Annotated in this window: 19 protein-coding genes; 7 read left to right on the forward strand and 12 right to left on the reverse strand. The window is 43.1% G+C overall.

Annotated features, from left to right (window positions below; all coding sequences use genetic code 11):
- Positions 1-8: 8 nt before the first annotated feature.
- Complete coding sequence (locus IQ276_RS04490) at positions 9-1,670, forward strand: alpha/beta hydrolase (protein WP_193918868.1); 1,662 nt, start codon at positions 9-11, stop codon at positions 1,668-1,670.
- 1,052 nt (positions 1,671-2,722) lie between these two features.
- Complete coding sequence (locus IQ276_RS04495; protein WP_193918870.1) at positions 2,723-3,403, forward strand: DUF6875 domain-containing protein; 681 nt, start codon at positions 2,723-2,725, stop codon at positions 3,401-3,403.
- Positions 3,404-3,646: 243 nt separating this feature from the next.
- On the opposite strand, the gene phnM is transcribed toward IQ276_RS04495, so the two are convergent.
- The 9 genes from phnM to phnG form a co-directional block, all read right to left on the reverse strand.
- The gene (gene phnM, locus IQ276_RS04500) at positions 3,647-4,783 is read right to left on the reverse strand and encodes a phosphonate metabolism protein PhnM (RefSeq protein ID WP_235115428.1); all 1,137 of its coding nucleotides are present in this window, start codon (positions 4,781-4,783) and stop codon (positions 3,647-3,649) included.
- 269 nt (positions 4,784-5,052) lie between these two features.
- Positions 5,053-5,808, reverse strand: a complete 756-nt coding sequence (phnL, locus tag IQ276_RS04505; RefSeq protein ID WP_193925682.1) for a phosphonate C-P lyase system protein PhnL — start codon at positions 5,806-5,808, stop codon at positions 5,053-5,055.
- 142 nt (positions 5,809-5,950) lie between these two features.
- On the reverse strand, positions 5,951-6,721 hold the full coding sequence (gene phnK / locus IQ276_RS04510; RefSeq protein ID WP_193925676.1) for a phosphonate C-P lyase system protein PhnK: 771 nt from the start codon (positions 6,719-6,721) through the stop codon (positions 5,951-5,953).
- Positions 6,722-7,051: 330 nt separating this feature from the next.
- Positions 7,052-8,077, reverse strand: coding sequence for an alpha-D-ribose 1-methylphosphonate 5-phosphate C-P-lyase PhnJ (locus IQ276_RS04515; RefSeq protein WP_235115429.1), 1,026 nt, complete (start codon positions 8,075-8,077; stop codon positions 7,052-7,054).
- Between the two features lie 43 nt (positions 8,078-8,120).
- Complete coding sequence (locus tag IQ276_RS04520; protein WP_235116310.1) at positions 8,121-9,308, reverse strand: alpha-D-ribose 1-methylphosphonate 5-triphosphate diphosphatase; 1,188 nt, start codon at positions 9,306-9,308, stop codon at positions 8,121-8,123.
- A gap of 129 nt (positions 9,309-9,437) precedes the next feature.
- Positions 9,438-10,604 (reverse strand): carbon-phosphorus lyase complex subunit, encoded by a 1,167-nt coding sequence (locus IQ276_RS04525; protein ID WP_235115430.1) that lies wholly within the window; start codon positions 10,602-10,604, stop codon positions 9,438-9,440.
- A gap of 15 nt (positions 10,605-10,619) precedes the next feature.
- Positions 10,620-11,084 (reverse strand): GNAT family N-acetyltransferase, encoded by a 465-nt coding sequence (locus tag IQ276_RS04530; protein ID WP_193925828.1) that lies wholly within the window; start codon positions 11,082-11,084, stop codon positions 10,620-10,622.
- Positions 11,074-11,712 (reverse strand): phosphonate C-P lyase system protein PhnH, encoded by a 639-nt coding sequence (gene phnH, locus IQ276_RS04535; RefSeq protein ID WP_193925829.1) that lies wholly within the window; start codon positions 11,710-11,712, stop codon positions 11,074-11,076. Before phnH ends, IQ276_RS04530 begins: the two co-directional genes overlap by 11 nt.
- Positions 11,713-11,848: 136 nt before the next feature.
- Positions 11,849-12,298, reverse strand: coding sequence for a phosphonate C-P lyase system protein PhnG (gene phnG, locus IQ276_RS04540; protein WP_190883452.1), 450 nt, complete (start codon positions 12,296-12,298; stop codon positions 11,849-11,851).
- A 302-nt stretch (positions 12,299-12,600) separates the two neighbouring features.
- Between phnG and phnF the strand changes: the two genes are divergently transcribed.
- Genes phnF through IQ276_RS04555 form a run of 3 tightly spaced genes read left to right on the forward strand, consistent with a single transcriptional unit; the run spans position 12,601 to position 14,492 of the window.
- Positions 12,601-13,341 (forward strand): phosphonate metabolism transcriptional regulator PhnF, encoded by a 741-nt coding sequence (gene phnF, locus IQ276_RS04545; protein ID WP_193924330.1) that lies wholly within the window; start codon positions 12,601-12,603, stop codon positions 13,339-13,341.
- 57 nt (positions 13,342-13,398) lie between these two features.
- Positions 13,399-13,998 (forward strand): Uma2 family endonuclease, encoded by a 600-nt coding sequence (locus IQ276_RS04550; protein ID WP_193924332.1) that lies wholly within the window; start codon positions 13,399-13,401, stop codon positions 13,996-13,998.
- 29 nt (positions 13,999-14,027) lie between these two features.
- On the forward strand, positions 14,028-14,492 hold the full coding sequence (locus IQ276_RS04555; RefSeq protein ID WP_193924334.1) for a CYTH domain-containing protein: 465 nt from the start codon (positions 14,028-14,030) through the stop codon (positions 14,490-14,492).
- A gap of 287 nt (positions 14,493-14,779) precedes the next feature.
- On the opposite strand, the gene phnE is transcribed toward IQ276_RS04555, so the two are convergent.
- From phnE to phnC, 3 genes are all read right to left on the reverse strand, one after another.
- Positions 14,780-15,553: a phosphonate ABC transporter, permease protein PhnE gene (gene phnE, locus IQ276_RS04560; protein ID WP_221706140.1), complete on the reverse strand. Its 774-nt coding sequence runs from the start codon at positions 15,551-15,553 to the stop codon at positions 14,780-14,782.
- A gap of 427 nt (positions 15,554-15,980) precedes the next feature.
- The gene (gene phnD / locus IQ276_RS04565; RefSeq protein ID WP_235115431.1) at positions 15,981-16,988 is read right to left on the reverse strand and encodes a phosphonate ABC transporter substrate-binding protein; all 1,008 of its coding nucleotides are present in this window, start codon (positions 16,986-16,988) and stop codon (positions 15,981-15,983) included.
- 85 nt (positions 16,989-17,073) lie between these two features.
- Positions 17,074-17,874: a phosphonate ABC transporter ATP-binding protein gene (gene phnC / locus IQ276_RS04570; protein WP_193921371.1), complete on the reverse strand. Its 801-nt coding sequence runs from the start codon at positions 17,872-17,874 to the stop codon at positions 17,074-17,076.
- 619 nt (positions 17,875-18,493) lie between these two features.
- Here phnC and IQ276_RS04575 point away from each other — a divergent pair.
- Both IQ276_RS04575 and IQ276_RS04580 read left to right on the forward strand, forming a co-directional pair.
- Positions 18,494-20,140: an FAD-dependent oxidoreductase gene (locus IQ276_RS04575; RefSeq protein ID WP_193921379.1), complete on the forward strand. Its 1,647-nt coding sequence runs from the start codon at positions 18,494-18,496 to the stop codon at positions 20,138-20,140.
- Positions 20,137-20,532: a 4Fe-4S dicluster domain-containing protein gene (locus IQ276_RS04580; RefSeq protein ID WP_193921373.1), complete on the forward strand. Its 396-nt coding sequence runs from the start codon at positions 20,137-20,139 to the stop codon at positions 20,530-20,532. The genes IQ276_RS04575 and IQ276_RS04580 overlap by 4 nt, the downstream gene beginning before the upstream one ends.
- Positions 20,533-20,725: the final 193 nt, after the last annotated feature.

Genomic DNA, 20,725 nt, shown 5'->3' on the forward strand with positions numbered 1-20,725 from the left:
AAATTGTTATGGCTAGAAGTTGGGAAAGTCTGAAAAAAGTTGGCGGTTTCTTGTGCGCCATTGCACTGACACAATTTGGTACAAATACTTGTGCAAAAGCAGCTGAAACAGTTGTTGTCCGTTTTGGTCTATTTACAGAATCCATCTCCCTGGCTGATTTGCAAAAGGCTGCAAAAACTGGTGAATTCCCTGGGAGTTTGCAGCCTTACACTAAAAGATTATCCCAAGAACAACGCCAGTTCTTTTTGGGGGCGTTAAACATGAATCTACCGTTAAATGTTGTCACCGTTAATGGATTAGTTAATACGCAAATTGGTACAAGTATTCTCAATGACCTCGCTACGGCTTTAGCTCGAAAGGACACAGCTGGAGTACAAGCACTCAGGGCAGGATTGATATTAGGCTCTACTGCACCGCAGGGTCTTTCTATACTTAGTTTTATCGCCGCATATCCGAGTAAACGCTTAGAAATTGATGTACCGCAAGCTTTTAAGGTTGCAGGGAGTTTAAATACTGCTTTTTGGCGCACCCAACAGTTTATGTTGGCAATTGCACCTCAACTTGACCTCTTGACACCACAGCCCGGAACACCCCAGATTGCTTTTCCTTCTGACCCCTCCCAACCAGGAACGGCTCAAGTAGAAATACTCAAATTAGACTTGAATGACCAAAAGCACAATCGCAAAATTCCAGTTGATGTTTACTGGTCAGTTGCTGTAACTTCTGACAAACCTGTAATTGTCTTTTCTCATGGCTTCGGGTCAGTCCGCACTGACTTGCGTTATCTTGCAGAACATCTAGCATCCCACGGTTATGTAGTAGCAGCTTTAGAACATCCTGGTAGTAATGCGACGAATGTTGATTCAGCACTACAAGGGAAAAACAGAGTTGTCAAGCCTGAGGAGTTTCTGCGTCGCCCTCAAGATATTAGTTTTGTTCTCGACGAATTAGAAAAGCTCAACCAAACAGCTAATAACCCCCTTGCTGGCAAACTTGCAACCACCAAGGCGATGGTTGTTGGCTATTCTTTTGGTGGTGGTACAGCTTTAGCAATTGCTGGTGGCGAGTTACAACTAGAACGTCTCAAACAGCGCTGTAAAAAGAACTTGGCTATCTTGAGTTTGGGAGAAGCTATGCAGTGCATTGCTCAAGAACTGCCAGAAAATAGCTATCAATTGCAGGATACTAGGATCAAAGGAGCGATCGCTCTCAATCCTACAACTTCTCTGATGTTTGGCGAAACTGGGTTAAGCAAGGTGAAAGTTCCTACCCTGATATTGGCAGGTTCGGCAGATAAAACCACCCCAGCTTTAACCGAACAAGTTGTAGGATTTGACAAAATTCCATCGCCCAAATGGTTAGTTGGTGTAGTTGGAGGTACTCATCTGAGTGTCAAAGACCCCAGTACCACTATGGATCAAATCGGAAAACCAAATACCCCTATTAGTGGCGGTGAAGTTGTCGGCGAACAAGCCGCTGATGTTCGTAAGTTAGTTAAAGCTTTAGCTTTGTCATTTGCAGCACAACTGACCCCAGAAGCTAAAAACTACGCTGTATTTCTAACATCAGATTATGCAAACTTTACATCTACTCCGGCATTTCCATTTCGCCTAATTACCCAGATTCCTCCTAATGCTATGGCAGTGGTAAAAAAATTTGTTGAGAAATAATTAGCCCTTTCAACTTTGGGTAAAATGTTGCTCAATATAGCATTTATTGCTTTCGTGAGGTACAAATTAGGGTAACACAGCTAGCTGTTCTACCCTACAAATTTGTGTACCTCATGTAATTGGGAAGCGCTATAAATTATACCAATTCAAATAATGTTTGCGACACATTGATTGTTCGTAAGGGCACAACATTGTTGTGCCCCTACCCATCTGTCACATTCTTTTTTCAAACTGGTATCACTGTTTAATCTCTTTTAGCTAATGTCTATCTAAGTTGCACATTGTCTTTTCTATTACCCATTGCCTATTGCCTGGGTCTACGAGTGACTTCACTAATAAAATCAAAGTGCTAATATAACTGGATCTTATTGAACTAATAAACCTCGTGACAGAGAAAAAATTTCAATTCTTAACTTCTTGTTTTCGCCAGAGGTTAATAGCATCATGGTTGGTTGTTTAATAGTAGACAATCACACTTTATAGATTTACTTTGCATTAATTTTTTTCAATCTCTGCTTCAACATAGATAAATCAAATCAATAGTTGTACTATATCATATTTAATATGGCAGTATATATACTTAAATGAAGCTTCTGTCAAGTTCGGATAGTAGCTCATTATTCAAAACCCGGACACCCTTACATAACGACATCAGTGGTAATGATGAGTCTTAAGAATCTGATGTTATCTGTGCTTTCAAGAATATTTAAATCTTTATTTTGATACTTCATTCATCAAAGTAATAATACTTATGTTTGAGACTACATACTATCAGTATTTTCAAATCTATACTAAATTTTTACAATAAAACTAAACATTAAGACATTAACTTTATATTATCTTTGTTAAAAATATTATGAACTTATTAGTGCAAAAAAACAGGAGGATCGGGTAAAGGTTACACATATTCTAACAACAATCCTACAAACAATAGCCGAAAGTGCAACCTAATCGAGGCTGATTTGTTGAATAAAAACTAATTTTAGGGTTCAGACAGCATCTTCACAAGTGTGAATTAAAAATTCAATAATTACTAAACTTAACTTAAGCTAATGCAACTGTATACACCCCTTGAAATTGAACAACTTCAGGAAGACGAAGACCTTCCCCACTTCATTGAAATTGTGGAGTGGACTAAAAATTTTTTGGGAAGACCTCACCCTCATTTAGGAAGACCGGGTGCAGTTTGCCCTTTTGTCCCTCATTCTCTCAGAACAAACAGTATTCGTCTGGCAGTTATTCATACAAAAGACTTGTATCCAGAACAAATAGAAAATATTGTCAAACGCTACCGAGATATCTTCCTGGAGATAGATGTTAAAGAGCAGGAATTAACAATTAGTAAAGCTTTTTTACTTATCTTTCCTGATATCCATATAGACGAAGCTCCTCAATTGATAGACAGTGTTCAACAAAAACTGAAACCTTTGTTTGTTGAATCAGGACTGATGATTGGAGAATTTCATAAACGTAATGAAAGTTCTGGTTTACACAACCCAAACTTCCGTCCACTTCGTAGCCCTATTCCTTTGTTAGCTATCCGGTTTATGGTTGAAGCAGACCTGCCTTTTCTTCAAAGTCCGGCTGACCCACACTTACGTATTAGGTATCTGGAAGCTTATTTAAAGCGTTTTGGCCATAAATTTACAGATGAGACAAGGTTTAAAGCTGCTTATCAAGCATTAGCTTTAGCCAAAGAAGAAGTAGAAGCGGAGAATTTAGTGACTTATTAAATGAGCGAACATTTATTAACGTTTCAATCAGTTATAAGTTATCAATTAGCACTATTTACTGATAACTGATAATTGATATAAGATTCGTATTTAATGTTCGCAAAAGCAACTGATTTTTTTGGCTATCTTGTCTCCTGCTAAGAGTTCTGTGTTTTGTGTTCTCTGTTTTTATTCTCAAGATTTGTCAACGATTCCAATGCGCCACTTCTAGCATTGCCCAATTGTGACTTCTGAATTTTTGATTTAGGCAACTCGACGACCTTGAGAGATAGTTGAAGTCAAGCGTGGGACTACACCATCGTTATGAATAGTGATAAAATCAGCTCGTTTACCCAGTTCAAGACTACCGCGATCGCCAAATAGATGAATAGCTTTCGCTGGATTACTGGTGAATACTCGCATAGCTTCATAAATCGGCTTACCAGTTTTGTCAGCCACGAGAAAGATGGCTTGCAGCAGGCTTTGGGGAACGTAGTCAGAAGAAATAACATCCACTAAATTTTGCAAAACCAATTCCATCGCCGAAACATTACCAGAGTGAGAACCGCCCAAAACTAAATTAGGCGCACCCATCAAAACTTGCAGTCCCAAGCTGTGGGCTGTTTTTGCCGCTTCTAAGGTAGTAGGAAACTCGGCTAAGACTACCCCATCTTGTACTGCTTCCTGGACATGTTCCACTGTTGCATCATCATGACTGGCTAGGGAAATACCTTTGGTTTTGGTCATTTCCACCAAAGCTTTACGGTTTTTTTGTGCATATATTTGTTGTTGTTGCTGACGAATGACGATGAAATCATCAATTTCCTGTGGTGTCGCCCCGTGTTTACCGATGTAATATTGTTTAAACTTGTCTAAACGGATAAACTGCCGCTGCCCAGGGGTATGATCCATCAGAGAAATCATCGATAACAGCGGATTGTCTGCGTATTCTGCGGTAATTTCATAAACCTTGTCGTATGCGAGTTCACAACGTAGGTGAATTCGGTGTTCCACACAGAAGCGTCCGGCTTTTTGCCCGCGAGAGATAACATCAATCATTGGGGCAAAGTTAGTTAAACGTGGAGAACCAACAGCTATATCCCCAATGGCGATCGCATCACATACAGTTGTCACCCCAGCACTAGCTAAATCTCGATCGTGATAAACTGCTGCTGCTTCCAAAGGCCAGCGAATTCCTGGGCGGGGAGACACACAGCGTTCCAAGTTGTCGGTGTGCAGTTCAATCAACCCAGGCATGAGATAATCTCCTTGACCATTCAACCCATGAGTCACAACTTCCGGCTGAATGTCAGCAATCAATCCATCTCGCACTACAAGCGTACCCAGCACTTCCTCATGGGGAAGTTGGAGGCGATAATTTGTGTATACTTGCTCATTCATAGCAATTTTGGATTTTAGATTTTGGATTTTGGATTGGGAATAGGGCATTGGGTTCTCACCGAAGAAGCGGAGGGGCAGGGGGCTCTTAGCTGGGGGAGCAAGCCCTGCCCTGGAGCCGTGGAGCGGAGCGGAACATGGGTATGAAGCCCCGCCCTTCTAGGGCGCTCTTACGCAAACCGAGAGTACAAGCTCCGTCTCAGTTTTCCCCCTTGCTCCCTGCCCCCTGCTCCCCTGCCTCTTTTGACACGGTAAGCCCAAGCTACGATTATTCAGAATTCGGAATTTGCAAGTCCCTTATCCTTGTCAAAATTTAATTGGCGGTTACAGAGTTGCATTTGCACTTCTTGATCGTGAAAAATTCCAACTAAAGCACAGCCGGCTGCTTTGTGTTCTGCGAGAAGTTCCATTACTACTTGGCGATTGGTAGTATCGAGGGCTGATGTAGGTTCATCCAGTAGCAAAATCGGATAGTTAACACAGAGGGCACGGGCGATATTCACCCGTTGCTTTTCGCCTCCAGAAAAGGTGGTGGGAGACAGTTTCCATAAACGTTCTGGCAGGTTGAGACGATGAAATAATTCTTTTACTTTGTCAAAAGCAACTTCTGTTTTCACCCCTAATTCCAACAGCGGTTCTGCGGCAACTTCTAGGGCGGGAACTCTGGGAATCACTCGTAAAAACTGGCTGACATATCCTATAGTTTGTTGACGGACTGCTAAAAGTTCATGGGGGAGAAGTTGACACAAATCAACCCAATTTCCACCATGCTTTACCCAAATTGAACCGCTATCAGCGCGATAGTTGCCATATAAACAGCGCATCAAAGTAGACTTACCGGAACCAGAAGACCCAGACAAAGCTACACATTCCCCAGTATTTACACTCAGGGATAATCCTTCTAAAACTGATAAGCGAACACTTCCCTGCTGATGCAAAGTAAAACCTTTTCGCAAATGTTCAACTTGCAGCACGGTGTTGGGGGAAATGTTAGCGGGTGGATGATGATTAACAGTTAGTGATTGCATAGCTCCTGCGGATTGGGGACTGGAGACACGGGGACATAGGGACACGGGCAATTGATCGCAAACACTCCTCTTTCCGCATCCTACCCAGGCTATATCTGACTTTCTTAATTACGAATTACGAATTACGAATTACGAATTAGTATTATGGCGTTAAGGCGGCGCTGACTAATAGTTGCGTGTAAGGATGCTGGGGATCGTCGAGTACTTGGTCAGTTAAACCTGACTCCACTACTTGGCCTTGTTGCATTACTAGCAAGCGATGGGCTAGCAGCCTGACAACGCCTATATCGTGTGTCACCACAATGACGCTGAGGTGAAAATTCCGGACTAGCGATCGCAATAAATCTAATAACCGCGCTTGCACTGATACATCAAGTCCTCCAGTGGGTTCATCCATTAATATCAGCCGGGGGCGTGTCACTAATACACGAGCTAGTTGTAATCTTTGCTGCATCCCTCCAGAAAAAGTTACTGGCAAATCATCCATCCGCGCGGGATCAATTTCCACTTGTCGCAACCAGTGAGCAGCTTCATCCCGAATATTGCCGTAGTGTCGCACCCCAACATCTAGAAGCCTTTCACCAATATTCGCCCCTGCACTAACTTTCATACGCAAACCATCACGGGGATTTTGCTGGACAAAGCCCCACTCAGTCCGCATTAATCGGCGGCGTTGAGATTCAGGAATTTGGGTAATCTCTAAGTCTTCTTGGCTACGATTTGTATAAGTAACATTACCTTGGTCAATGGGGAAGTGATTGGCGATCGCACCGAGCAAACTAGACTTACCCGATCCCGATTCGCCGACGATACCCAGAACTTGACCAGGATATAAGTCAAAGGAAATGCGATCGCACGCCTTAATTGCACCGTAAGATTTACTCAATTGGTGAACTTGTAAAAGAGGTTTCATAATTTAGGGAATTGGGCATTGGGCATTGGGCATGGGGAATAGAAAATGAGTCTTTGATACTCGACGATGAGTCTTTGATACTCGCCGACGAGTCTTTGATACTCGTGAATGAGTCTTTGATACTCGCCGACGACTCTTTGATACTCGTGAATGAGTCTTTGATACTCGCCGACGAGTCTTTAATACTCGTGAATGAGTCTTTGATACTCGCCGACGAGTCTTTGATGCTCGTGAATGAGTCTTTGATACTCGCCGACGAGTCTTTGAACTTCACTTGTCTGCTCCTCATCCCCCTCATCCCCCTCATCTCCCTCATCTCCCTCATCCCCCTCATCCCCCTTCCCTCCCACGACAGTAGTCTGTATCCGAGCAAATCCACATCCTGCCACCTTGGTCATCAATTACTACTTCATCTAAATAACTTTTCGTAGAACCACATAGTTCACAAGCTTTATCCCAACGTTCGACGGTGAAGGGATGATCTTCAAAGTCGAGGCTTTTGACTTTGGTATAAGGCGGAATTGCATATATCCGCTTTTCTCTTCCAGCGCCAAATAACTGGAGTGCAGGATTCATCTGCATTTTGGGATTATCGAAGCGGGGGATTGGGCTAGGACTCATCAAATAGCGGTCATGCACCATCACCGGGTAGTCGTAGGATGTGGCAATGTGTCCGTGTTTGGTGATATCTTCGTAAAGCTTGACGTACATGGAGCCGTACTCTTCAAGGGCGTGCATTTTGCCAGTTTCAACAGATGAAGGTTCTAGCCAGCGCAAAGGTTCAGGAATTGGTACTTGGTAAACCAAAATCTGTCCTTCCCGCAATGGTGTTTCGGGTATGCGGTGGCGTGTCTGGATTAGGGTTGCTGCTTGAGTTTGTTCTGTTGTTTGCACACCGCATACTTTTTTGAAGAAGCGGCGAATATTAACTGCGTTGGTTGTATCGTCTGCTCCTTGGTCAATAACTTTTAGCACATCGGTTTGACCAATGACGGCAGCTGTTACCTGAATTCCGCCAGTTCCCCAACCATAAGACATGGGCATTTCTCTAGAAGAAAAGGGAATTTGATGTCCTGGAATAGCAACGGCTTTGAGTAGGGCGCGGCGAATTGAGCGCTTGGTTTGCTCATCTAGGTAGGCGAAGTTGAAGTTTGTTTCGGGGGATTGGGGATTGGGGACTGGGGATTGGGGACTGGGGACTGGGGACTGGGGACTGGGGACTGGGGATTGGGGACTGGGGACTGGGGACTGGGGACTGGGGATTGGGGATTGGGGACTGGGGACTGGGGATTGGGGATTGGGGACTGGGGATTGGGGACTGGGGACTGGGGACTGGGGAAGAGGAATGTTTTCCATCGTCAATTTTTGCTGTTTATTGGCGAACGCAAAGAGGCAGTGACTATTTAATTGGATATCTGGCGACTTCTTGTCCTGTGATGTAGACAGATGCGATCGCAGTAGGTAGAGAATTATTGGGAGATACCAGCAAGAAATCTGCATCCAACCCAGGGAGGATTTTTCCTTTGCGATCGCTAATTCCCGCTGCTGCTGCTGGACGACTAGAAACCAGTGTCCATGCTTGCTCAAAACTCATCAAGCCTAATTCAGCTAGCTTAAAGGGTGCATGAAATAAGGAAGGATAATGGTAATCTGAGCAAAGGCAATCCAAAACATCATTTTCAGCTGCCTCTGCAACACTCATGTAGCCGACATGGGAACCGCCACGCACCAAGTTAGGCGCACCCATGAGGACTGCTGCACCGTAAGCGCGAGATTGGGCAGCTAAAGCAATACTCCCAGGAAATTCGGCGATCGCCACCTGACGGCGTTGACTTTCTGCCACCTTTTCTTCGGAATCATCATCATGGGAAGCTAGGGGAATACGGTAAGTATGGGCAAGTTGAACTAATTGTTCTACCTGTTCATATCCCTCATCTCGCTGTTCTTGTACTTGGATGATAAATTCTTTGATTTCTTCCTCAGACATAGATATTCGTCGCCGTAAACCATTGAGATATCGGCTTAAGATTTGCTCATTTCCAGCAGGTGGTAAATGATCGTTAATCGACAAAAGTTGAACGCGACCAGATATTAGCCAATCACATAACTCTTGATGCCCTTTGGTATTTGCTTCTTCGTGCCTAATATGAATTCGATGATTGCAATTTAAAACCTGCTTTCCTGTACCCAAAATAAATTCAATCAAAGCACGGGCTGAATCTCGGCTTCGCAAACCCGGTTCATAGGAGTCTGTAATTGAGCAGAAAAAAGTTGTGATTCCAGCAGATAAAAGATTCCGGTCATTTTCAGCGATCGCCATTGCTAAAGGAAAGTTAACTCCAGGACGAGGGCAAATCATCCTCTCAAAGGCATCACCATGCAAATCGATGATCCCCGGCAACATCTGGAGTCCTTTAGCATTTACAAAATCAAACCCATTAGGACTTCCCTGATTAATACTAATAAACCGCCCATCTTCAATTAAAACTATTGCATCTTTAATCCAACCTTCTGGAGCCAGTACATCTGCTCCTTGGATTGCAACTTTCCCTTTTATTAATGTTAGTGATTCTTGAATAGTCTGCATTAATCTTACTCCATCATAGAATTTTGTATTCATCTCTCTATCCTCTCTGCGCCTCTGCGCCTCTGCGTGATAGAAATAATTTTCACCAACTACAAATTCCCCGCGAGTAAATAAGCGCCTTTTTTCCATTTAGGCTTGATGATTTTCTGGAATTAACTCAGGCGATGATTGAGTATTTACCTGCTGTTTTCGCATCTTTCGCACTAGATTTAACTCTGCTTGAAAATCAATGTAGTGAGGAAGTTTGAGATGTTGAACAAACCCCTGTGCTTCAACGTTGTCTGAGTGAGAAAGTACAAACTCAACGTTTTGGGCTGGGCCTTGGATTGTTTCACCCAATTCCTCAGATCGCATCGCCCTATCTACCAAAGCCATTGACATAGCTTTGCGTTCGTTATAACCAAAAGTCAGCCCATAGCCACGGGTGAACTGAGCAAGTAATTCCTTACTACCTTTAAATTGATTTACCATCTGCACTTCAGTAATAGTAATATCAGCGATCGCCACTTCAAACCCCAATTCCTCTGGGCAAATCACCACCTCCACTTCCCCCATGCGAATTTCTCCAGCAAAAGGATGATTTCTGCCATAACCTCGTTGAGTCGAGTATGCCAAAGATAGTAAAAAACCCTCATCCGCACGCGCCAAATTCTGGAGTCTGGCATCCCTTTTTGCCGGAAAACTTAGGGGTTGACGCGTCAAGTCAGAAGGTTGGGGGGATGAGGGGGATGAGGGGGATGAGGGAGAATAATTGTTTGCTTGCTCCTCCTGCTCCCTTATCTCCCCCATCTCCCCCTGCATCAATCCCTCCCGATCCAAAGTATCAATCACGCGGGGAACTGGTTCAGTAATTGCCTCTGCTTCTGCTGCTGCGGGAACTTCTCCCTCTGCCATCAGCTTAAAGTCCAGCAGGCGATGGATGTAGTCAAAGGTGGGGCCTAAACTCTGTCCTCCTGGAACATCCTTAAAAATGGAGGAAATCCGCCGTTGTATTTGCATTTTGCTGGTGTCTAGTGGCTGGCTATAGTACAAACGTGGCAGTGTTGTACGATACGCTCGTAACAAGAAAATCGCCTCGACTAAATCACCCCAGGATTGTTTAATAGCAAGGGCTGCTAACTCTCGGTCATATAAGTTGCCTTCACACATCACCCGTTCTACAGCTAAAGTCAGCTGTTGTTCAATCTGATCTAGCGTCAGTTCAGGAATAGCAGGATCGCCCCGGCGTTTACTCCTAAGCAGCGTTTCTGCGTTCTCAATTGCCTGTTCACCACCTTTGACTGCAACATAGGGCATGAATTTTCACCTTTCTCAATTGTTAATTTGGTAACTTGGCTGTACTACGCACTTAAAACTCCAGCCATGTTGCTCGAATCCCAGTGCTTGATAGAATTGGTGAGCGCGATGCCGTTTCAAATTTGAAGACAGCGTAACTTTATAACACCCCGCCTCGGCACTGAGTTTGAGTGCCGCTTTCATCATTTGTGTACCAATTCCCCGACCCCGAGCTGTAGGAATCACAGTTACAGCATCTAAAACTGCAAATTTGTGATATTCCCGATGCATCATTGTGGGAAGATAAAGCAGGCTAAAAGTGCCAACAGGTTCTTGATTCTGGAAGGCAAGATAAATGTGATAGTTTGGAACTTCTGCGATCGCATTCCAAATTTCTGCTGCACTATTCATCGACAAGGGTGACTCGCCATCCATCTGTGCATAAAGCTGAACCAGCAGCGGCAGATCGTCACCACTCGCAACGCGGATATCAAGACTCATAACAGACCTCAGGTTTTGCCGTGCGAGGTAGTCCCATAACTGCATTTTCTGTAAATAAAAATACATCTACACCCTGGGGATAAGCTTGGTGATTCTTCACCCAGAAATCCCAAAAATGGCGAGGGACTTGAGGAGCAATTTCTTTGTGATGCAAAATTCCTGGCCCTGTCAGCATTACAGGTTGTCCTTTTTCCCAACTTTCCACTTGTACCAGTAGCGTTGTCGAAGCTTCGGGTTGTTCTGCTGTACCCCAGCTAAAATCAGACAATTCCGGCAATGCGGCCAAATCTCCAATCAGGGCAAAGTCAGCCTCCCCAGGTTGCTGGGTGAAGCGACAACCAGTGTGAAACAGCAACCAATCCCTGAAAAAGGAATGGGGAGTGGGGAGTGGAGAGTGGGGAGTGGCTGAAGAAGCAAAACTCGGTTGAAGCCACACCTGAACATCTAAATCCAGTAATGTCAAACAAGCTGCCGCACAGGCAAGCGTTAAACCTGAAGGCACAGTCATACTAGCAGTTATCGGGTATGGTGTTCCCGGCCGCGCATTCGCATCAAGTAGCGATCGAAATGTCCGCTGGGCATCATGAACCGAATCTTCAAAACCTGGTAAATGGGTAACTTTTGTCATTGGTCATTTGTCATTGGTCATTTGTTATGGGGCATGGAGAAGACAGAGGGGAAAGACTTACTGCAACTTCCCTTCTGCTCCCCCTGCCTCCCCTGCCTCCCCTGCCTCCCCTGCCTCCCCTGCTTCCTCACCCCCCTCACCCTTCCCCCCTCACCATCGTGAAAAAGTTAACCTTGGTGGCGGCAGTTTGGCGCTGTTTGAGTTCTTGTTGCTCTCGGCTTGTTGTTTGCAGGGGTTGAATTACCTCAGCTTGAATTCGATCGCACCATTGGGGGCTTTGCAATAAGGCATCACACAAGGCGGCTAGTTCTGCATGACGGTGCGATCGCCCTGCGACATATCCAAAACCGACAATCGTCTCATCTGATCGCCTCTCTAGTTGCACCACACAGCGAGTCATGGTAATTTCTCCTAAGTTAAATGGCTCTCCTGTACCCCCAGCGCGTCCCCGAACCATTGCTAAACCAATCTCTGGAGAACGTAAAAAGCTATAGCCAGGTAATGTACCTAATTTATTCACCAGTTCCTCTAGCTGCTTGAGTTCAGCTTTAGCTAGTGTATTCATCCATGTTTGTCGCTGGGTCATACCATTTTGGATTTTGGATTTTAGATTTGGAATTGTCAAACACTTAGTGAATAAGCATTTTGGCAATCGTTCTGTAGCCTTTATTTTTTTTGTTAAACTATTCTTAATTTGTCTAGACATCTAGATGAAAACAGACTAGCGCAATTTTAGTTACTTGACAATCTAGATATTAATAATTGATACATATAGAACTCATATTTGATTTTTAGGAAGCTAGGTACACCTTTATTCCTTCTCCCCAGTCCCCAGTCCCCAGTCCCTTACCTCTACGAGTGATTCTTCAAATCAAATCAGATTGCTATATGAACCATGAAGTAATGCCAATTTACGCCCAGATTGCTGCCGAATTGCGAGAAAACATCCACCAAGGGGTTTATGAAGTTGGAGGTCAATTACCAACAGAAACTAAGTTAGCAGAACAATTTGCCGTCAATCGCCATACAATAAGGCAGGCGATCGCATTGCTAAAAAATGAGGGATTGCTACGAGTTGACCGGGGACGCGGCACTTTTGTGGCAGCTAAAACCATCCGCTATGCGATCGGTAAACGGGTGCGTTACAATCAAACCCTCAAAGCACAGGGTTGGCAAGCTAGGTTTCAATTACTCCGTACACTCGAAGTCACCGCAGATATTCCCGTTGCCACAGGATTGGAGATTAATTATGGTGAACCGGTGGCTTTAATTGAGCGTTTGGGTTTAGCGGATGAAGAACCAATTAGTGTAGGTACAGGATATTTTCCTCTGAAACTGTTTCCAGATTTGTTAGAGCCGAAAAACATCGATATTTTACGAGAAAAGCAATCAATTTCTCAGTTTTTACAGCAGGTATATGGATGCGATCATATACGTCGGAGTACTTGTGTTTCAGCGCGTTTAGTTCAGCCTCGTGATGCACAGTGGTTGGCACTTGGACTCAATCAACCGATTCTTTTGGCGGAGTCGGTGAACGTCGATCAAATGGGTAATGTCATTGAATATGGCGTAACTCGACTGCGGGGCGATCGCATGGAATTATTTTTTGAAAATGACTTGACAAAATAGTTCTATTATGTATTTTGTGATAGATAGATGTTTAAACCTCAGTTTCAGGACTGAACAATGACACAAGCCAAATCCCAAGCGATCGCCGTCATTATCCCATCCACACTAACACTTACAGTCACTCACGAGCAGTTAGTTCAGTTAGCACTTGCTAACCGAGACTTACAATTGGAACGAACCGCCACAGGAGAGTTAATTGTCATGGCTCCAACTGGAGGTACCACGGGAAATAAAAATTCAGATATCGAAGGACAACTTTGGTTTTGGAACCGTCAAACAAAACTTGGCAAAACATTTAACTCTTCGACAGGTTTTCATCTTCCTAACGGTGCAGATCGCTCTCCTGATGCAGCTTGGGTGCGTCAAGACAGGTGGGACACACTTACAAAAGAACAGCAAGATGGATTCGTCCCTCTTTGCCCTGATTTTGTCTTGGAATTACGTTCCAAAAATGACAACATGGAGCCACTGCGAGCCAAAATGAGAGAGTATTTGGAAAATGGAGCTTGTTTAGGTTGGTTGATTGACCGGAAAAACAAAAAAGTAGAGATTTATATACCAGGTCGAAATGTGCAAGTATTGGATAATCCTGTAACTTTGTCAGGGGAAGATGTTTTACCTGGGTTCATCTTGGACTTAACAGAAGTTTGGAACTAAAACGGACTGGGGATTCGGGATTGAGTAAAATGGCGAAAGAAATAGAGCGCAAATATTTAGTGAACGGAGATAGTTGGAGAGGATTAGCTGAAGGTAGTGTCTATCGTCAGGGATACATTCCTACACAAGATAAAGTTACTGTACGTGTACGTATAGTAGGGGAAAAAGGTTATTTAACTATTAAAGGCCCGACTATTCAATATTCGAGATTAGAGTTTGAGTATCCTATTCCTATTAAAGATGCTCAAGAAATGCTTGAGACATTGTGTCAACGTCCATTTATAGAAAAAATCAGATACAAAATAGAGTCAGGTGGTTTGATTTGGGAAATAGATGAATTTGAGGGTGTTAACAAAGGATTAATTTTAGCAGAAGTTGAACTCAGTGATGAAAATCAACAAATTGAACTACCAACTTGGATTGGAGAAGAAGTTTCTCATGACTCCAGATATTTCAACAGTAATTTAGTAAAACATCCCTTTTCACAATGGTAATTGTTGAAATATTGGCGAAATGCTAAGTTTGCAACCAATTTTCCGCTCTGATACCATTAACAAAAATCTTTGCAACAGATCAATCGACTGTAGGGGCGTACAGCTGTACGCCCCTACATACAGCAGATTGCAACAGGCGTGAGTAGGGGTAGAACATGTTGTGCCCCTACCCGTGTACTTCATTTACCTAAAATACGCTGTATCTATCTGTATCAGGTATTTCGTAAAATAATATGACTTCAGAATTCTGAATTCTGACTTCTGACTTCTGACTTCTGATTTCTGATTCAAACTAGCCAAGCTCTAACTTTTGCAGATAGAAAATCAATAATACCCGTAGCAAGAATCAAAATAATCAAAATTGCACAGACTTTTTGGTATTCAAAAGCTCCGAAATTCTGATATAAAGAAACGCCAATTCCACCTGCACCAACAATTCCTAATACAGAAGCAGAACGTACATTTGATTCAAAGCGATAGAGAGTGAAAGAAGTCCATAAAGGTAAGACTTGGGGAAGTACGCCAAAAATAATTTCTAGAATTTGATTAGCACCAGTTGCTCGAATTCCTTCTACAGGGCCAGGATCAATTGCTTCAACTGCTTCGGAAAATAGCTTTCCAAGTGTGCCGGCGGTATGAACAAATAAAGCCAATACCCCAGCAAACGGTCCTAAGCCCACAGCTACCACAAAGATGAGTGCAAAAACAATTTCGTTAATAGCACGCATAGCATCTAAAAGTCGGCGTGTTGATTGTACAATCCAAGGTGGACACATATTATTCGATGCCAAAATAGATAAAGGAACTGCGGCGATCGCAGCCATCAAAGTGCCCCAAATTCCCATCGATATAGTAATAATAGTTTCCGAAAGATAGTATTTCCAATCACTAAAATCTGGCGGAAAATATGAACGCATATACTCCACCATATTGTTCCCACTTTGGAATAGTAATGGAAAATTGATTTCACCCTGGATGTAAGAAAAAATTAGAGTAGCCACAACAGCCAAGAGGAAAAAAAACCTACCATTAGTAACAAGTTTTGCTTCCCGCTCTAACATTGCTATTACTTCAGGAGATGTATTAGCAATGATTTTGCTATGGTTTTGTGCTTTATTTTTATTTTTCACTACACTTAATTAGTCTTTCTACTTAATTTTGTTAAAACACAAAGTCTCATATTCTCGAACGGTTTAAAAAGTCGGTAATCTTGTTTTTATTGCACCATATATAGCAATCCTAAATGACTTATAAAAAAATATTGCCTATTGTCGGCCTCAAGCAGTAAGAGGCTATTTATAAAGTAAAAATAAAATTATTGTAGGGTGTATTAGGCGCATATTTTGAGATTAATGATTGCGAGAAATATGAACTGCGCCTGACGCACCATCTTGTATTGCGGTGCGTGATAGCAAAGCCGTAACGCACCCTACTTCAGATTTACTTTATAAATGGTCTCTAAGTTTACAAATCAATAGGGTTGGTATATCAGTTTTTCTGAATTTGCTTTAGTTGCTGATTTAGTTGTGCTAATTTTTGTTTTTTATCTTGTTCGCTCAGATTTGCTTGAGATTGCGTTTCTTCAATTTCCTTAGCAATTTCCAATTCCCGAATTGTATTCCAAACTTTATCCTCGGCTGGAGCAAAGCCAGCAATTTTAAAAGGTTTTAAAACTTTTTCATCTTTATAATTGTAAAAGAAATTTTGAAATTTCTTCTTGATATCTGCTGGTAAATCCTGGCGATAGGCAACAGGATCGCTAGGAATCATGGGTGATTGCCAGATGATTTCAATTTTCTTTCTCGCTTCTGGATTAGTTTTCTCCAACCGGGCTAAACCCTCGTTACTAACAGTAGCAACATCTACTTTTTTATTAGCAACTGCCAGGGCACATGCTTCATGATTCCCAGCGAAAATCAAACGTTTAAAAGCTTTTTTGGGGTCAATCTTGTTTTTTGTAAAAATGTAATAACTTGGCACTAAGAAACCAGAAGTAGAATTAGGATCGTTGAAAGCAAAGGTAAGCTTTGCTGCATTTTTAATCACATATTTATCCCCACCTTCTGCCTTAGCTTCAGCAGCAATGGGATTATCTTTATTGACAATCAGGTGTGAATAATAGCCTTTTGTACCATCTTCACTGACAACCTGAGCAAATGCTTCTGCCTTTGCCATTTGTACAGCTTGAATATATGACTTACCACCAAGCCAAGCTACTTGTACTTTACCAAAGCGCATAGCCTCTATCACTGCTGCATATTGTGTGACATAAAACGGTTTGATGGTAATACCAATCTCCTTAGACATCGCAGCAGCAAAAGGTTCCCAAATAGGCTTTTGATTTACCTGAGATTCTGTGGAAAGAACGCCAAAATTAATTTCTTGAATATTTGCAGCATCTGAACTAGAACTAGAGGTGCAGGCTGATAGTATCTTCGCACTTCCTAAGGTTAGGGTAAACAAAGAAGCTTGTTGAATAAATAACCGTCTGTTCATGGGTGAATCCCTCGTTATTGTTAAAATATTGATGTTTTTTTGAGTAGCTATGGCGGTGTAATAGTCGAAGATTTAGCAAAATTTCTTATCCGATAAATTCTCCATGTCCTCTGAGAACAAGTTCTTCTGCCGCTGTACCATAAAGTTCATTGAGCATGTGATCATCTAGTTTGGCGATCGCACCATCAAACATCACTTCTCCGTCTCTCAGGGCGATCGCTCGGTTAAAATACTTACGCACCATTTGAATCTGATGTAACGAAGCGACTACTGTGATTTTGCTTTCTCGATTTAGTTCGATGAGCAATTCCATGACTTTACGGGCAGATTCAGGATCGAGAGAAGCAATGGGTTCATCTGCAAGGATGATTTTGGCTCCCTGAACGAGACAACGAGCGATCGCTACTCGTTGTTGTTGTCCCCCAGAAAGCATAGAAGCCCGTTTATAAGCATGTTCCAGAATCCCGACTCTCTCCAATGCACAAAGAGCTTGAATTTTGTCTTGTTTAGTAAACAAATGTAATCCTGAACGAATCACCGAGGATCGCGCTAAATTTCCAACTAGAACATTTTCAATAACCGTTAGCCTGTTGACCAAATTGAACTGTTGGAAAATGTATCCTATCTTACTTCGTAATATCCTAACTTTGGAATGCAATTTACCCTTGCTTTGCAAAGCAATTCCAAAAATAAAAACCGTTCCCGCGTCTCCAATCTGCAAGCCATTTATATGTCGCAAAAGTGTAGATTTTCCTGAACCTGAAGCACCTACAAGGGCTACCATTTCTCCGTCATAAATTGTGCATGAAACACGTTTTAGTGCTGGCTTACCCTTAAAGTTTTTTGAAAGATTACTTACTTCTATAGCCACTGTATTCGTGAACATTTGATGTTTGCATGACCTTGATTAAGGCTAAAGTTATTTGGTTAAGCTCTACTTAAGATAAGGATAAATCTAATACACTACAGAAAAATTTGCAAATCGGTAAATTTATAGAATCACTCAACATCAAAATTCCGATTGTTTAGAAAAGCTATAGCATTCCTAAATGAAAAAGTGAAATCTTGCATTTTCAAATTTCTTACTTTTTCAGTAAATAGACTAAAAAAATTATTTTATTTCTCTTCTTAGAGAAAATCACCAAAAAAGTGCTGAGTTACCAAAGTTCAGATGTCTGACAACAAGCCGACAAAGCGTCTACCCAAGTGACAGATCCCCAACTCCTGTTAAAAAGTCGGGGATCTTGCTTATCACAAATGATTCAGGATTGCTATATCAATAAATTTTAATTACCTCTTGTTTTTTAGCACAATCTATGCAAATCTCATAAATATAATACGGTAAATCAGTCAGTTTACCGTATTATAGGATTTTCTTAAAAGCTATGTCTAAGCCAAGGCGGGGAAATGCGGGAGCTTTGAGTGCTGAGTTAAGAGTTATTATCCTACCTCTGCCCCATGCCCCATACCCCATGCCCAATGGCGAAAATTTAGGAGAGCAAATCATGAGTGCATATCAATCTGAGTCAGGCAATAGTTCTACCACTTCTTCACAGCTAGATTTAGAGGCTGATGTTCTAGTCATAGGGGGCGGGCCATCAGCAACTTGGGCGGCTTGGAATGCTGCTGCCCAAGGAGCAAAAGTGATACTGGTAGATAAAGGCTACTGTGGTACAAGTGGAGCGACAGCACCCTCTGGTACTGGTGTTTGGTATGTGCCCCCCGACCGACAACAACGGGAAGCGGCAATGGCTAGTCGGGAAGCTTTAGGAGGTTTCCTGTCAGAGCGCTCTTGGATGGAGCGTGTATTGGATCAGACTTATACAAACCTGAATAAACTCTCAGATTGGGGCTATCCATTTCCTGTGGATGACGAAGGTCGTCCCCATCGGCGATCGCTCCAACAAGCTCATGATTACATGCGTCTGATGCGGAAAAAGATTACCAAGGCGGGCGTGAAAATACTCGACCATAGTCCAGCTTTAGAACTGCTAGTAGACGCAGCAGGGGCAGTTGCTGGGGCGCGGGGGATTTGCCGCCAAACAGGCGATCGCTGGCAAGTCCGGTCTGGAGCAGTAGTAATTGCTACTGGTGGTTGTGCCTTTTTGAGTAAAGCTTTAGGCTGTAACGTCCTCACAGGAGATGGTTATTTGATGGCAGCTGAAGCCGGTGCCGAAATGTCAGGGATGGAATTTTCCAATGCTTACGCCCTATCACCGGCTTTTTCCTCAGTCACCAAAGGAGCTTATTATCGTTGGGCAACCTTTTATTACGAAGATGGCACAGAAATTGAAGGTGCTGGTTCTCAAAAAGGGCGATCGATTATTGCCCGTACTCTGCTCACTCAACCCGTTTATGCTCGTCTGGACAAAGCAACTCCCGAAATTGAAGCGATGTTGCGGACTATCCAACACAACTTTTTATTGCCATTTGACCGTATGGGCATTAACCCCTTCACCCAACTTTTCCCTGTGACTCTGCGTTTGGAGGGAACGGTACGTGGTACTGGTGGAATTCGGATAGTTGATTATACCTGTGCTACCACCGTACCTGGACTTTATGCAGCTGGTGATGCTGCAACACGAGAATTAATTTGTGGTGGCTTTACTGGTGGTGGTAGTCATAACGCCGCTTGGGCAACCTCTTCCGGATATTGGGCAGGTGAAGCAGCAGCAAACTACGCGCTTCAACTAGGAACTAAAGCTAATCAACGTTCCGTGCGAGGACTTGGGGAAACTGGCGTAGCTGCCGAGAAAGGAAGCAGCAATAGTTTTGTTCCTTCAGAAGTGACTAAAGCAGTTCAAGCTGAAGTTTTTCCCTACGATCGCAACTTGTTCCGCACCGAGAAGGGATTGACAGAATCCCTTGGTCGCCTACATCACTTGTGGAAAGAAATCCGCAACACCCAAGCAGTACCAGAAAATCAAGCTGTCCAAGCTAGGGAAGCCACTGCAATGCTAGCAACAGCCAGATGGATGTACGCCAGCGCCCTTGAACGCAAAGAAACTCGCGGGATGCACAAACATCTAGATTATCCAGAGCAAGACCCGAACCAATACCACCGCCTACTGAGTGGTGGTCTAGATCGAGTCTGGGTCAAGCCCCAAAAACTACAAACTGCCGTTAAGGAAAAGGAGTTAGTAACACTGTGATTGAACTAGTTAGTGAATCTCGCTGTATTAAATGTAATATTTGCGTTTCCGCCTGCCCCACCAACGTTTTTGACAAAGTGCCAGACGGACCACCAAGAATTGCTCGTCAAAGCGACTGCCAAACCTGCTTTATGTGCGAGTTGTATTGTCCAGCGGATGCCCTCTTCGTTGCCCCACAGGCGGATGAGTCTGTGCCAGTCGATGAAGAAACTCTCATACAAGCAGGATTTTTGGGTGGATATCGGGAAACCTTGGGCTGGAAACCTGGAGGCACTCCAGCAGGCCTGAGAGAACAGTCTGCTCAAATGTTTATTGGTCGGAACAATTTCCCTACCGATTCTCAAGGCAGAATTCTCCCCTGGAATAACCAGGCTAATTCCCAGTCAAATTAAGTAGTAGAACAAAGCAAAAGTTCAGAATAGATCTGCTGTAAGTTTTTTACCTATTTAGGATGGTAGCTTGATTTGAGTCGTGACATACTAGCTTTTTGGATGATGCTTGCCAAAAAAAAGTAAGTTAAGGGTTTTTTAATTTACATACCCACCGTCAATATAAATCTTGTAGGGTGGGCATCTTGCCCGCCCT

The sequence above is a fragment of the Desmonostoc muscorum LEGE 12446 genome, from assembly GCF_015207005.2.
Classification (GTDB): Bacteria; Cyanobacteriota; Cyanobacteriia; order Cyanobacteriales; family Nostocaceae; genus Nostoc; species Nostoc muscorum.